Annotated in this window: 11 protein-coding genes and 1 other RNA gene; 5 read left to right on the plus strand and 7 right to left on the minus strand. The window is 55.2% G+C overall.

Annotated features, from left to right (window positions below):
- Positions 1 to 385 precede the first annotated feature (385 nt).
- An RNA gene (gene ffs, locus AACY98_RS03720) (signal recognition particle sRNA small type) lies at positions 386 to 481 on the minus strand.
- Between the two features lie 148 nt (positions 482 to 629).
- Positions 630 to 1,394 carry a hypothetical protein gene (locus tag AACY98_RS03725; RefSeq protein ID WP_339801768.1) on the minus strand — a complete coding sequence of 255 codons (765 nt, stop codon included), beginning with the start codon at positions 1,392 to 1,394 and terminating at the stop codon, positions 630 to 632.
- 110 nt (positions 1,395 to 1,504) lie between these two features.
- On the opposite strand from AACY98_RS03725, the gene dnaX reads away from it, so the two are divergent.
- The 5 genes from dnaX to AACY98_RS03750 all read left to right on the plus strand — a co-directional run bounded on the left by dnaX (position 1,505) and on the right by AACY98_RS03750 (position 6,402).
- Positions 1,505 to 3,703: a DNA polymerase III subunit gamma/tau gene (gene dnaX, locus AACY98_RS03730; RefSeq protein WP_339801771.1), complete on the plus strand. Its 2,199-nt coding sequence runs from the start codon at positions 1,505 to 1,507 to the stop codon at positions 3,701 to 3,703.
- 155 nt (positions 3,704 to 3,858) lie between these two features.
- Positions 3,859 to 4,188, plus strand: a complete 330-nt coding sequence (locus tag AACY98_RS03735; RefSeq protein WP_126980902.1) for a YbaB/EbfC family nucleoid-associated protein — start codon at positions 3,859 to 3,861, stop codon at positions 4,186 to 4,188.
- Between the two features lie 86 nt (positions 4,189 to 4,274).
- A complete protein-coding gene (gene recR, locus AACY98_RS03740; protein WP_339801774.1) occupies positions 4,275 to 4,871 on the plus strand; it encodes a recombination mediator RecR in 597 nt (198 codons plus the stop codon).
- 79 nt (positions 4,872 to 4,950) lie between these two features.
- Positions 4,951 to 5,832 (plus strand): lysophospholipid acyltransferase family protein, encoded by an 882-nt coding sequence (locus AACY98_RS03745; protein WP_339801777.1) that lies wholly within the window; start codon positions 4,951 to 4,953, stop codon positions 5,830 to 5,832.
- Positions 5,833 to 6,060: 228 nt separating this feature from the next.
- The gene (locus tag AACY98_RS03750) at positions 6,061 to 6,402 is read left to right on the plus strand and encodes a hypothetical protein (protein WP_339801779.1); all 342 of its coding nucleotides are present in this window, start codon (positions 6,061 to 6,063) and stop codon (positions 6,400 to 6,402) included.
- Between the two features lie 91 nt (positions 6,403 to 6,493).
- Here the strand turns inward: AACY98_RS03750 and AACY98_RS03755 are convergent, their stop codons facing one another.
- The 5 genes from AACY98_RS03755 to AACY98_RS03775 all read right to left on the minus strand — a co-directional run bounded on the left by AACY98_RS03755 (position 6,494) and on the right by AACY98_RS03775 (position 13,042).
- On the minus strand, positions 6,494 to 6,823 hold the full coding sequence (locus tag AACY98_RS03755) for a DMT family transporter (RefSeq protein ID WP_339801891.1): 330 nt from the start codon (positions 6,821 to 6,823) through the stop codon (positions 6,494 to 6,496).
- 11 nt (positions 6,824 to 6,834) lie between these two features.
- Positions 6,835 to 7,431, minus strand: coding sequence for a TetR/AcrR family transcriptional regulator (locus AACY98_RS03760; protein ID WP_339801782.1), 597 nt, complete (start codon positions 7,429 to 7,431; stop codon positions 6,835 to 6,837).
- Between the two features lie 144 nt (positions 7,432 to 7,575).
- Complete coding sequence (locus AACY98_RS03765) at positions 7,576 to 8,154, minus strand: hypothetical protein (protein WP_339801785.1); 579 nt, start codon at positions 8,152 to 8,154, stop codon at positions 7,576 to 7,578.
- Positions 8,155 to 8,513: 359 nt separating this feature from the next.
- Complete coding sequence (locus AACY98_RS03770; RefSeq protein ID WP_339801788.1) at positions 8,514 to 8,726, minus strand: hypothetical protein; 213 nt, start codon at positions 8,724 to 8,726, stop codon at positions 8,514 to 8,516.
- A 248-nt stretch (positions 8,727 to 8,974) separates the two neighbouring features.
- A complete protein-coding gene (locus tag AACY98_RS03775; protein ID WP_339801791.1) occupies positions 8,975 to 13,042 on the minus strand; it encodes an autotransporter domain-containing protein in 4,068 nt (1,355 codons plus the stop codon).
- Positions 13,043 to 13,335: the final 293 nt, after the last annotated feature.

Below are 13,335 nucleotides of genomic sequence, written 5' to 3' on the forward strand. Positions count from 1 at the left end.
CACACAGCCGAACCATGACGGTCATTTTCCGCCATCGTGGGCGTGTTAACACGCTCTTGCATTTTACCGGGTTTTGCCGGTCTATTTAGCAGTATGGAGATCGCCAGAGGCAGAGGCCGAAAAGCAAATGATTTGACAAAGCTGAAATGATTGTTTTATGGACACGTGCTTTGGCTACATCAAGGGTCCCGTCAGCGCTGGCATGATCCGGCCAAAATTTTGGTAAAGGTCCCGAGCAACCCAATGAAAGGGAAACAGGAGAGTGCGGAGGGGAACAGTGTCATTAAAAAGCCACATTCTGCAGTGTAGAACGGCTTCGGTTTGTGCGGTATTGCACAAGATCGGGTGAACGGCTTTTGCGACAGTGTTCACCCGGAAAAAATAAGGAGGTGAGCCTGTACCCGGCACTGGCTACACAGTTAGGGCTGCTTGGTTCCCCACCTGACCCGGTTGGCTGTTTTACCATGCGGGGAGGCCCACCAGCGAGCAATTGTATGCGAGTTTGGCTTTCAGGGAAAGGTGCAGGGACATCTCTGCCCCTTTGCTGCCTTTTGCTGTCCTTTGCCCTTTCCCGCTGTTTTATCACGCCAGCCCTTAAGTTATGGCTTAGGTGGCTGAGGGGTTAAGCGCTAAGGTGTTTGTGCTTGCTGGCTTTGTATCAGCTCGCCCAGCGTTTTGGCCGGCGTGTCCAAAAGCGTGGAGCCATAGTCGTAAATGGTTGAGCTCCCATCTCGGAAGGTACGTGGCCCCAGTGTATACACCTGCCAGCCCTGCAGGGGCATATCGGCATCCAGCGCCGGTGGGGTTGAGCGTTGTTCCCAAAGGCCGCTGATCCGCATTTGCCGATTGTTGATGTGCAGCAGCAGGTGGTAGCGAAATGCAGGATGATCAGCGGCGGGCTCGGGCTGTGGCTGTATCTCTGCGCTCAGTTGCCAGGGCGGCGGTATGTTGGCTGATGCACTTCTTGTGCCTGCGATAAGGCTTCTGTTTTGGTCTTTCACTTCTGCGGTTACGGGTTCTTTGAGTTGTGCCGGGCCTTTTTCATAAGCGGCCTGCAGCAGGTTCATTACCAGTGCGGTGTTCAGGGCAACGCCATCCAGCGCATCAATCATGTGGTTTTCGTCGAAATCGATGCCCTGGGTCAGCAGCAGTTTGCCGTCGATCAGTTTCAGCCTGCCGCTTTGCTCGCCGCTCATTTCAATGCTGATGTTTTCTTCATCGTGAAACCACGCTTCAAGGGCCAGATGAACTTGCGGCTCATCCACCTGAAAGTCAATGGTCAGGTGGTTGGGGTTATTCCACAGCGAATTGCTGGCGCAAAGTGCCTGAGGCGGGCACGACTGGGCCCAGACCGTGGTCCACAGGAAAAATATCAAGGGCAGCAGTTTTTTCATGGTGTTGTTTTTGGCTGTATTTCAAAAGGTCAGTGTATATGCTTTTGTTTCTATAAGGAAGTAAAAACCTGCCAAACAAAAAATAACCAGAACACGTAGAATTCAAGGCTATGAGTTATCTTGTTCTGGCCCGAAAATACCGCCCTAAAACCTTCTCTGAGATGGTGGGGCAGGACCATGTCGTCCAGGCGCTGACCAATGCGCTGCAGACGCAGCGCCTGCACCATGCGTATTTGTTTACCGGTACGCGCGGGGTGGGAAAGACAACGGTTTCCCGCATTCTGGCCAAGTCGCTCAACTGTTTGGGGCAGGATGGGCAGGGCGGCATTACGTCGCACCCCTGTGGCGTCTGTCAGGCCTGCCTGGATATTGATGCCGGCCGTTTTGTCGATTATGTGGAGCTGGATGCGGCATCCAACCGCGGTGTGGACGAGATTTCACAACTGCTGGAGCAGGCGGTTTATAAGCCGGTGGTCGGGCGCTTTAAAGTGTTCATGATCGACGAAGTGCACATGCTTTCCAATACAGCGTTCAACGCGATGCTTAAAACGCTGGAAGAGCCGCCGGAATACCTGAAATTTGTGCTGGCAACGACCGATCCGCAGAAAGTGCCGGTCACCGTGCTGTCACGCTGCCTGCAGTTTAACTTGCGGCCAATGGCGCCGGAAACCGTGTTTGAGCATTTGCAGCAGGTGCTGTCTGCCGAGCAGATTCCGTTTGACGCGGGCAGCCTGCGTTTGCTTTCACGTGCTGCGCATGGCTCCATGCGTGATGCGCTGTCGCTGACGGATCAGGCCATTGCTTACGGCAACGGCACCATGGAAGAAAATGGCGTGCGGCAGATGCTGGGCTCGATTGACCGCAGCCATGTTTACCAGTTGATAGAGGCCCTTGCGGCAGGCAACGGCAAGGCGGTGATCGAACTGGTGGATTTCATGCGCACCCAGGGGCTGGCCGCTACGGCTGCGCTGGATGAAATGGCGACTGTATTGCAGCGTATGGCTGTATTGCAGGTGGTGCCCGATGCACTGCAGGCGGGCGACCCGGATGACGCTGCGATTGCCGCGCTGGCGTCTTTGATGGCTCCCGATGAAATACAGTTGCTTTACAGCATTTTGTTGCGCGGACAGGACGAGCTGGGGCTTGCCAGCGACGAGTATGCGGCGCTGGTGATGGTGCTGCTGCGCCTGCTGGCATTTCAACCTGCCGGGCAGGTAGCGATTCCGGCAACGGGAGCCGGGACGGCAGAAAAAAAAACACCACAATTGACACCCCGGCCGGTTCCGCCGGTTTCGGGCGCTGAGCAAAAGGCGGCTTCTCAGCCGGTTGTTTCTGCTCCTACTCCTATCCCTCCCCCTGTTTCCACTCCTGCTCCCGCTTCCATTGTCGGGCAGGCTGGTGCTGAAAGCGCCCCAAATGCGCAGCAGACAGCCGCACAGCCTGTGCAGGCAAGTCCGCAGCAGGAAGCTCCGGCGCCTGTAACCACGCAGGTCAGGCCTGTTTCGCAGATGTCAAGGTCGTCTGATACTGGAGATGGAAACTTGCCGGAATGTGCTGCGTCACAACCGGGAAAAATGGATTCTCCGCCGCCCCAGGCAGTGGCGGCGACCGTTGAGGATGATCTGCCGCCCTGGGTGGATGAGGTGCCGCACGAGGAAGGGTCTTATACACCTTCTGCACCTTATACAGCCCCTGCTGCCGGGCAGAGCGTTACGGATCAAGGCGACAGAGAGTCCAAGGACAGATTGCCCAAGGATAAACAGTCCCAGAACGGGGCTGCCAGTTATGCCGGTACAAACAGTGCCGCACAACAGCCTGCATATTCTGAAACGGCCGGAGGTATGGCAGCACCCGCAGCGCGTGATGCAGATTCTGCTGTACCTGTACAGCCCATACAACTGCCGGAAAGTACACCGCAGGCACAACGCTGGACCGAAGTGGTCAACGCACTGGTGGATACTGGCGCCATCAACGCACTGGCGCGGGAACTGGCGCTGAATGCCCAGGCGGTGCAGATCAGTTCTGACGAGCAGCAATGGGAACTGGTATGCGCCCGTAAGACACTGATGCAGGATAACAACCGCCAGAAGCTGGCAGATGCGCTGCAGGCGTATCTGGCTCATCCGGTTGCTGTGGCCGTGACGTATGGAGAGGTGAGCGATACGCCGGCATTGCGTATACAGGCCTTTCTGGCGCAGCGGCAGGCACAGGCACAGGCAGCGGTTGAAGCTGACCAGGATGTGCAGAAATGGCTGCAGGAGTTTCCGGGGGCCAGGGTGGTTCCAGGCACCGTGCGGCCGCTCGAATGATTTTGGCCTCAGGTAGCTGGGGACCCGTTTGTGCCTGGGGAACCATCAGCAGACTGTGGTTTTCCGCAAACAGGCACACTTATTTCGCATGCACAATGTGTAGTTAACGCAGTTTGCATACAATTACTCTTTTTGATGGAAGAAAGAAGCGTCACATGTTCAATAAAGGACAACTCGCCAATATGATGAAGCAGGCCCAGGCCATGCAGGATAATTTGAAAAAAGCGCATGATGAGCTGGCTACTGTGGAGGTTGAAGGGCAATCCGGTGCCGGGCTGGTGAAAATCACCATGACCTGCAAGCACGATGTCAAACGTGTGGAAATTGATCCCAGCCTGTTGCAGGAAGACAAGGAAATGGTCGAAGACCTGCTGGCCGCTGCCATGAATGATGCCATGCGCCGCGCTGCGGAAACCGAAAAAGAACGCCTGAGCAGCATTACAGCCGGTATGGCATTGCCGCCCGGCATGAAACTGCCGTTCTGACCAGGTTCCCTGTTTCTGCCAATGGGTATGGTCTGAAGGCTGTGCCTGTTGTCGTTCCATGATTTTGCCGGGTGGCAGAGGGGACAATGGCTGAAAACTCCACACTGGAAGCACTGGTACAGGCTTTGCGCTGCCTGCCGGGCGTAGGCGTCAAATCGGCGCAGCGCATGGCGTTCCATTTGCTGCAATACGATCACAAGGGTGCTTTAGAACTGGCACAGGCATTGCGTCATGCGGTTGAGCACACGCACCATTGCAAGCTGTGCCATACCTTTACCGAAGGCGACATCTGCGATGTGTGCGCTGACGCCACGCGTGATGTCACGCAGTTGTGCGTGGTGGAAAACCCGGCCGACCAGGCCGCCATGGAGAGAACGCGCACCTATAACGGCCTGTACTATGTGCTGATGGGGCATTTAAGCCCGCTGGATAGCGTCGGGCCTGATGAAATCGGGTTGCAGCACCTGTATACCAGAGCGCTGGATGGCAAGGTGCGCGAGGTGATTCTGGCCACTAACTTTACCGCTGAAGGAGAGGCCACCGCCTATGTAATCAGCCAGTACCTGAAACCGCATGGCATCAAGGTAACCCGGCTGGCGCGCGGCGTGCCTGCGGGGGCAGAACTGGAATATGTGGACCTGGGTACGATTGCCCATGCGCTGGCGGACCGGCGCAGTTCGTAAACATGTATATACTGGCTGGTATCCTGCATTTGCCAATGCGCTCTGTTTTGTTGTTTAACCATTTTCTCTGCTGCCTGTTATGACACAGTTTTTGCTTCGTTTAGCCGGCTGGTTGCCATTGCCTGTTTTGCACAGCATTGGCTGGCTGGCGGGCTGGATCATGTGGTTTATTCCTAACTCACAAAAACGCACAGCCACGCAGCAGATCGCCTGGTGTTTGCCTGACTGGAGCCCGCGGGCACAAAAACGCCTGATTCGCCGCAGCCTGATCGAAACCGCAAAAGCCATTGTTGAAGCCCCTGCATTCTGGTATGGCCCGGCTTTCCGGCTTAAAAGATGGCTGAACGATGAAAAAATGCTGGCCGATTTACGGGCACGCACAGAACGCAGCGGGGGAGCCGCCATTTTCCTCACGCCGCATCTGGGTGCGTGGGAGCTGAGCAGTTTTGTCGGCGCGATGATTGGCCCGCTGACGGTGTTGTATAAACCGCAGACGCGGGCTGACGGCAAGGCCAATGAGATGATGAACCCGGGGCGTTCCCGGATGAAAAATATCAAGCTGGCGTCCACCGATTCTGGTGGTGTGCGTGCCTTGCTGGCCGCGCTGAAACGCCGCGAAATGATCGGTATTCTGCCCGACCACGATCCTCCCGAAGGCTCAGGCCAGTATGCGCCGTTTTTTGGGCATCCGGCGCATACCATGGACCTGGTCAGCAAGCTGGCCGGTAAATCCGGGGCGCCAGTGATTTTCTTTGTGGCTAAACGGCTTTCCTGGGGACGGGGTTTCCGTTTTTACTGCATGGATGCACCTGCGGAAATATCCGATCCGCAGCAGGGTACGGCTGCCATGAACCGCGGGCTGGAGGAGGTCATCATGCGCTGGCCGGATCAGTACTGGTGGGGTTATAAGCGCTTTCGCCGTCTGCCACCCGGGGTGGAAAACCCCTATAAGAAAAAATAAATCATCTTTGCTTAATCCATCTGTTGCTTGATCAGCGTTAATCCTGATCAAAGGTGGCGTCTCCTGGACGGTCCGACCCTGACGAAGTCAGGGGTTCGGTTGGTGCTGCTCTGGGGCGTAGTACTATAACGACTGGCACAGCACATTGTGTGCATTGTTCCCCTTTAATACGCACGAATGATGTTTTGCCGTTTGAACATTCCCTCACAAAATATAAGGAGACTCAACATGCAAGGCAATCAACGACGTCGTCTGGCTGGTATATTTGTGGCATTTGGATTCATGGCTGCCGGTATTGGTGCATCAGCCCAAAGTATTATCACCCAGGGTGAATCCCTGAACGCGCTTGGCTATGATGGGACACAGCATGCACGGGCACAACTGGTTGGCGTTTGTAAAGAGGCCTATGATGCTTACGTTCTGGGCGTGGAAAGCAAGCTCAATACACTGCCGGGCTATCCGCAGGAAGAACTGGTGCAGATGAATAACGATACGCACTCCATTCTGGCCAATGCCAGTGAGCAAACCTGCCGCGATTACCGTGATGATATGCTCGTGGGCTTGAAATAAAAGGCAATATATTTTTTAACGGCTGTGATGCTGCTGGGTGTTCATTTGGGGATTTTGCAAAAGTGCCTAGACGTGCATTCAGCCGTGTGCATCAGTGCACGCCGGATTTGGAAAACACATTGACAACCACGACACCGGCAATGATCAATGTCAGGCCTATCCATGCAGCCAGATCCAGGTGCTGTTGAAAGAACACGATGCCTATCAGCGAGATCAGCACAATACCGACGCCGCTCCAGATGGCGTAGGCAATGCCTACCGGGATAAAACGCAGCGTGATGGATAGAAAGAAAAAGGCCGCGATGTAGCCGGCAATGCAAATCACGGACGGTATCCATTGTGTGAATTGTTCGGTTTGTTTGAGTGCTGTGGTGCCGATGATTTCACAGACGATGGCCGCAGCCAGTGAACCGTATGTCATGAGTGATGTATTCATGTCTGTTCTGTTTCCTGTGCGGGTAGAGTCATTGCAAGCAGTTGCCGGATGATGGTTTTACGCTGTCTGGCACCTGGCTGAGCCGTGTGCATCAAATCGTTGAGCCATAAGCCATCGGCGGCATACCGGGCCAGCATCAGGCGGACAGAGCGTTCTTCCGGCCCGCTTTTGTGAAGCCGCTGTTCAAGCCAAGTGTCCCAGCGCTGGCGCATTTTTTCTTGCGAAAGAGATTCCAGCATCATGACTTCAATGAGCCGAGCCTGTTTTTTTTGTGATGAGGCCGTGGTATTGACAGTGATGTAGGCGCGTGAAAAGCTGCCAAAGGTTAGGGGGTCTTTTTTCATGGCGTTGCTGATCTGGGCATCCATTTGCTCCAGCAGTTCGTTGTACAGTGCATCCAGCAAGGCCTGCTTGCTGGCAAAGTGATGCAGCAGTCCCCCTTTGCTGACACCTGCCATTTGGGCGACAGCATCCAGGGTCAGACCGGCAACACCCTGAGCAAGGATCATATGTGCGCTGGCCTCCAGCAATTGAGCACGTACCCGTTCGGGCTGCTTTTTTCGTTGATAAGCGTTTTCTGTATGTTGCTTCATGTTATAAAGATACCATCCAGACGGTTTGTTTTCAAGTTGACAAAAGAAACACCGGCGCACCATATGGTTATCGGCTGCGGTAAAAACAGGAAAACAAGGGGCTTATCTGCGGTTTTAGCGTATCAGGCGTAATGAGTCCTGACCCTAGGGGGCGTCTTCATCCAGACCATGCGATAGTGGCTCATCATCGGTTTCAGGCGGCGGCAGGTGTATGGACGGATCAAAAGTGAAGGATGCATAGCCATTGTTTCTGAGCAAAACATAAAGCTCAAATGGCTGTTCCGACTGAATGCGCTCCATCAGTTGTGCCGGTTGTTGCAGCCGCAGTGAAGAACCATTGTGGCTGAGCGTGGTGGCAATGCCTGTTTCGTCGGGCGGGTTGCCGTATGTAACGGGTACAAACACAGCGTGCAGACAATAGGCATCGTGTGTAATGTTGTTGGTGCAGTCAATCAGATCACCGTCGACTTCCAGCATCACATGGGCCTCTTGCTGGTCTTCTTCGGTGATGATCAGGCGTGCACTCAGCCTGTCGGTTGTCAGCAGGTCGTCGTAAAAACGGGTTTCTGTGGAATGCAGCGTCTGCGCAGCAGGTGCGGGTTCTGTGTCCGGTGTTTGGGCATATACGGCAGGTATCAGCATGGCAGCCGCCAGCAACAGTGAGAGAAGCTGTCTGATGCTCCAAAACAGAAAGCGCATGGCCCGAAAAGCAGGTGAAAACATGTCAACCATGGTAAGAGAGGTGTGTGCTTGCTTAGTGTGCCTGAAAGTGTAGCAAGAAACGGCGCATGACAGGCCAGGGGGCTGCATTGCCGTATGTTTTTGTTTTATTGGGATGGGAGAGCAGACGGGTATGGGCCGCTAACATATGGACCGCTGATATACGGACCGTTAATATACGAGCCGCATTGGCAATAGCTGTATTGAAATTGATGTTTGGGTATAAAGGAAACTGCCACAGAACCGGAATGCTGCTGCACACATATGTCATTGGGTGCGATGGTAACACCCGGATATGCATGGCAACATGACAGAAGCTGCGCAGGCGCAGGGCAAAGCAGATACGGCCTGCAGCGCTGCTTTCAGGCGTGTGCCTTGGGCATGCGTTTAAGGCGGGAAATGCACTTGTCCACCCAATAAGTAGCCGCTTTCAGATCTGAGCCGTCAATGTCCATACGGTGCTGGCAGTGTGGGCAGATAACGGTCGGGCTGTTTTTGATCTTCCCTACGCAGAGTTTGAATTTTTCTCTGCAAACAGAACAGGGCACGGGTACTTCAATGTGGTCAAAGTACATGATAAAGCCTTTCATACTTAGACAATTCTGCTTATAGTTATACATTCTTGTGCGTGCTTGTGCATCAGTATGTTGATTTTTATTAACTTATCGCCGGTGATACCAGATTAAATCTGGTCTGACCAGATGCAGGGGGCTGGCTGCAACGGTTTTGAATGGACAGGCAGCGGGAGCTGGCCTTTTACAGGCGCAGGAGGCCGCAGTACCCTGCGCGGGTGGCCTCCTGACCGTGATTTAACATGGTCCGTTTAGAACTTCCACTCAAACTGCAGTTTCAGCGCATTGTCTTTGACTTGTGAGCCGTATTCGCCTTCATACCCGATGTTCAGGTTCATGTCGGGGCGCAATTGCAGATGGGCTCCCACACCGATGATGGCGCTGTCGCGACCAAGTTCCGGCCCCAGAATGGTAAAGGGTGTGCCGCCGATGAAGTTCAGTTTAGCCTCAGTTGTCTGGCTGCCAAAATGGTGCTGCCAGCCCAGGTCGGCATATATGGCGTGCTGCTGCTGTTCTCCCAGTTTCCAGTTGCCCCGCACGCCCAGCGTGGTGGTGGTCCGGTGGTCGGCCTGGCCGCTGCTGTGCAGTGCCGTGATGTTGCCGGTTTCATTAAAGCTGTTGGTTTTGACCCGGGTGAACGCCAGGTTGGCATATGGCGTGAGGCTGGCGTTGTCATTCAGCGCGAAGGTATGGCTGCCCTCGGCAAAGGCCTGTACCTGAGAGCCTTTGTAGTCGGCTTTGTTGGCAGATTGCAGGTTGGCAACCCAGATGTTGCGGGTTGTATCCACATCGAGCCGGGCATAACCGATGCCGCCACGCAGATCGACCACACCAACCTGCGTGCTGCCGTAGGTCATGACATGATAGGCGTCCACCGTGGCACTGCTGTTGCGGATGCCACCCACATCGACCTTGGTCTGCTCGTAACCGGCCGCAATACCCAGCGTGCTGTATTCGCCTATTGGCCTGTCATAGCCGATCAGGAAACCGCCGCCCCGGTTGTCTGCACGCGCAGCATTGCCGTCGCTTTTGATGTGGCCGTCGTGCGCCCAGGCGCTGGCCCACAGGTTGCTGGCCGGCTCAGGCTGCGGTTGCAGCAGGCCATTGCTCCGGCTGTCCAGGTGCTGATTGACCGCAGCACGCACATAGCGGCTGTTGGTCAGCAGTGCGCCTTTGAGGCTGGCGTGTATTTCGCCACTGAGGTTGTCATAGGCATTGAGCGCGGAATTGCGGTCCAGGCTGACAATGGTGTCGTAAATGGTGTTGCCTTCACCCAGGCTCTCAATGCCTTTACCGATATCCCTCTGATTAAAGGTCAGGCCGATGTCGTCCAGCCCGGTTTCATTGCGCTTGAAGGTCAGGTAAACATTGTCTGCATCATAGGTGAGTGTCGGGTCGAGAAAGGCCAGGTTGCTGGTTACGCCTTCATACGTGCCGGCTACGCCGTTGCTGGTTGCCAGAATGTTGTATATATCGGTTGTTTTCCAGATATTGCCGTTGGCCAGCACGCTGACGGTGCCGCCATTGATGGTGGCTGCGCCGGTTGCGATGATTTTGTCGGCTGAGCCGTCCTCATGCGCTTCAAACGCATAGATGGAGCCAGGTTCAAAAGTGATGTTGCCGACAGTGAGTGTGCCAATAGAGTTGCCCGGTGCAATGGTGGCGCCGCCAAGCAGGCGCACATGGCCCAGAATCTGACCATGCCCGCCCAGCGTGGCGCCTGACTGCACGTCCACATCGCCGGCAACCGTGGCGCTGCCCAGTGTTGAGCTGCTGCCAACAACCAGTGTGCCGGCCTGCACATCGGTCAGGCCGGTATAGGTGTTGACACCGTCGAGCTGCAGAGTACCGGTGCCGGTTTTGGTGAGCGTGGTGCCGTCCCAGCCGAATCCGAGAGCCGCGCCGCTTTTGTCTTCCAGATTCACACCCAGATTAAAAGAGTTGTTGCCAGCGATATTGAAGGTGCCGTGCGCGCCGCCGGCCACGGTGTTGTTCCACACCAGGGTCAGGTCGGCGACCAGGTCATTGCCGTCCATAAAGGCTGAGCCGATCAGGTATTTGTCCAGATCGACAAAGTTGGAAAGGTGAACGCCCCCGACTGTTGGAGAAAACGCGCCTGTGATGCCGCCACTGGTCTGTACCAGTGTATAGCGGCCAGTGTCGTTGACGGGGTCGTAACCGATGATGTCGATACTGGGGATATTGGTCAGCGTCGCCGTATTGGCAATAATGGCCGGCGCGTTGCTGGCGGTCACGCCCAGTACTGTGCTGCTGCCGTCCACGTTGGCAGCACCTGCCACGGTGACGGTTTTGTTGGCGGTGATGTTCAGCGTGCCTGCCGAATGGTTGAGCGCACCGATCTGAGAGTTGTTATCCAGTGTGAGCGCTCCCCCGCCAGTTTTATTGACCACATTGGTACTGGTAATAGTGCCGGAAAAGGTGGAGTTCTGCCCGCTGGCATTGTTCAGTGTCAGTATGCCGCTGCCTGCGGTAACCGTTGTGCCGGTATCGCCGCTGAGGGTATTGAGCGTTTGTGTGGTGTTCAGCGTGTCAATGATGCTGGAGCCGTTCAGGGTGGTTGAGGCGGTGTTGGCAAAGGTGTTGGCTGTGCTCAGTGCCAGCGTGCCCTGATCAACGATGACAGCACCCTGGTAGCCGCTGTTGTTGCTGTTGACGGTGAGTGTACCTGCACCTGCTTTGGTGATACTGGCGTTGCTGGCGCCGGTCATGCTGCTGTTCAGACCGATGTTGAAACCGTTGGAATCAATGGTGCCGCCGTTGGTGCCAATCGTTAATGATGTCAGATTCTGGATGAATGTGCCGTTGGACGCAAGGGCCTTGAGCGTGCCACCGTTGAATGTGACATAAGACGAGCCGTTAAAGCCGCTGAACTGGCTGGTTTCGAATGTGCCGCCGTTCAGGTTGACAAACCCTTGCGAGCCGGCATACGTGCCGATCCATGTCGCATTGGTGTGGATGAAACGCCCGCCGGTCATGGTGAGCGTGCCCTGGCCATTGCCACCAATATACATGGTGGAGCTGCCTGCATTCATGGTACCGTCATTGATGGTGACGATGCCCTGTGCCGTGCTGTTGGCACCTATCACCACAGTACCAGAAATGGTGCTGACCAGGCCCCCGTTGATGGTGAGTGTGCCTTTGGCAGCCGCACCAACCTGTATGCCATTGATGTTCTGTACCTGGAGCGTTCCGTCATTGATGGTGACCTGTCCCTCGCTGCCGCTCAATGTTCCCAGATACAGCCCGCTTGCAACGGTGGTTGTTCCGCCGTTCATTTCCAGTGTGCCCAAGCCTCCGTAGCCGATGTAAAGATTGCTGGAGCCTGTTGTGAGCAGGGAGGCATTGTCATTGACGGTGATGTGTCCCGGGCTGTTGAGCCCGCCCACGACAATGCCTGAATCCGATGTGAGCACAGCGTTGTCATTGAGCCTGACAATGCCGGTACCGCCTTGCGCAGCCAGGTTGCCGTTGCGGTATTCGCCGCCGATAAATATCCAGGTGGCTGTGGCCCGCCCATCGTTGTTGATTTCAAGCGTGCCCTGGCCGGAGCGGCCAATGACAAAGTTATCGGCACCATAGCTGCCGCGCAACAATCCGCCGTTCACGATGACTTCGCCGACAGAGCCGGACTGCTCTCCAATGCGGATGGAGTAACCGGTTCCGGTTTGCACCGTACCGCTGTTCAGTATCAGTGTGCCGGTGCCGGTGGAGCCGATGTTAAGGTATTGCCCGCCGGTAATCGTACCGCCATTATTGACAATGATGGTGCCGTTGCTGCCGCTGCTTTGGCCAACATTCAGGAAAGTGCTTGTCACACTGCCGCCATCAACGGTCAGTATGCCGGTGCCGCCAGAACCCACCGTGATGGTGCTGCTGCTCAGGCTGCCCTGAACCGTCAATGACCCGTTGCCAGCTGATGTGCCGGTAGTGACAGCGTTGGCGCCGACAGACTGGCCGGTGCCGATCACGGCGGTGCCGCCATTGTTGATGACCACTGCATCGCCGCTGCCGGGTGTTGTCGCGGTATCCCAGTTGGAGCCGGTCATCCAGTCGTCTTCGCCGGTGTTGACCCATGTAACCGTTGCCGCCTGGGAGAGTGCCGTGAACAGGCATGTGGCCAAGGCTACTGCCGTTAAACGCAGTCCCGACCATCTGGATGGTGTGACAGCAAGCGCATTGCCGCGTACGGCTGTCGCGGTTGCACCAGTGCCTTTACCATGGGAGCGGGCAATTTCCGATGCCGCAACCCATGTGCCCAATGAAGAGTTCCAGATAGATCGAAAAGCATTTTTATTCATATCAATAAGTGCCCGGTAATAAATAAACAAGGTGCAGTGATGCAAAAATCGGAAGATCAAAATTCACATGATTGGTGGTTTTTCCGGCGTATCCGCAAGCGAATCAACCTTGTTGCCATCATGGTGATGGGGTGATAAATCCCTTTGATTCTTTTAAAGTAAATGCATGTGCCTTACGTAATATAAAGAGTCTGTTGCCGTATTTTTATAACCCTGCTCCAAAAAGGAACTGTGTTTGTGCAATAGTGCATAAAAAATAAGTATGCGTTGGCTGAAAAGTGGCTTAGATTGTT

Source organism: Saezia sanguinis (assembly GCF_963921665.1).
Taxonomy (GTDB): Bacteria; Pseudomonadota; Gammaproteobacteria; order Burkholderiales; family Burkholderiaceae_C; genus Saezia; species Saezia sanguinis.

Excerpts from the sequence above, each read along its gene's own strand:
- AACY98_RS03725 (WP_339801768.1), bottom strand. The coding sequence starts at position 1,394 with ATGAAAAAACTGCTGCCCTTGATATTTTTCCTGTGGACCACGGTCTGG.
- dnaX (WP_339801771.1), top strand. The coding sequence starts at position 1,505 with ATGAGTTATCTTGTTCTGGCCCGAAAATACCGCCCTAAAACCTTCTCT.
- AACY98_RS03735 (WP_126980902.1), top strand. The coding sequence starts at position 3,859 with ATGTTCAATAAAGGACAACTCGCCAATATGATGAAGCAGGCCCAGGCC.
- recR (WP_339801774.1), top strand. The coding sequence starts at position 4,275 with ATGGCTGAAAACTCCACACTGGAAGCACTGGTACAGGCTTTGCGCTGC.
- AACY98_RS03745 (WP_339801777.1), top strand. The coding sequence starts at position 4,951 with ATGACACAGTTTTTGCTTCGTTTAGCCGGCTGGTTGCCATTGCCTGTT.
- AACY98_RS03750 (WP_339801779.1), top strand. The coding sequence starts at position 6,061 with ATGCAAGGCAATCAACGACGTCGTCTGGCTGGTATATTTGTGGCATTT.
- AACY98_RS03755 (WP_339801891.1), bottom strand. The coding sequence starts at position 6,823 with ATGACATACGGTTCACTGGCTGCGGCCATCGTCTGTGAAATCATCGGC.
- AACY98_RS03760 (WP_339801782.1), bottom strand. The coding sequence starts at position 7,431 with ATGAAGCAACATACAGAAAACGCTTATCAACGAAAAAAGCAGCCCGAA.
- AACY98_RS03765 (WP_339801785.1), bottom strand. The coding sequence starts at position 8,154 with ATGTTTTCACCTGCTTTTCGGGCCATGCGCTTTCTGTTTTGGAGCATC.
- AACY98_RS03770 (WP_339801788.1), bottom strand. The coding sequence starts at position 8,726 with ATGTACTTTGACCACATTGAAGTACCCGTGCCCTGTTCTGTTTGCAGA.
- AACY98_RS03775 (WP_339801791.1), bottom strand. The coding sequence starts at position 13,042 with ATGAATAAAAATGCTTTTCGATCTATCTGGAACTCTTCATTGGGCACA.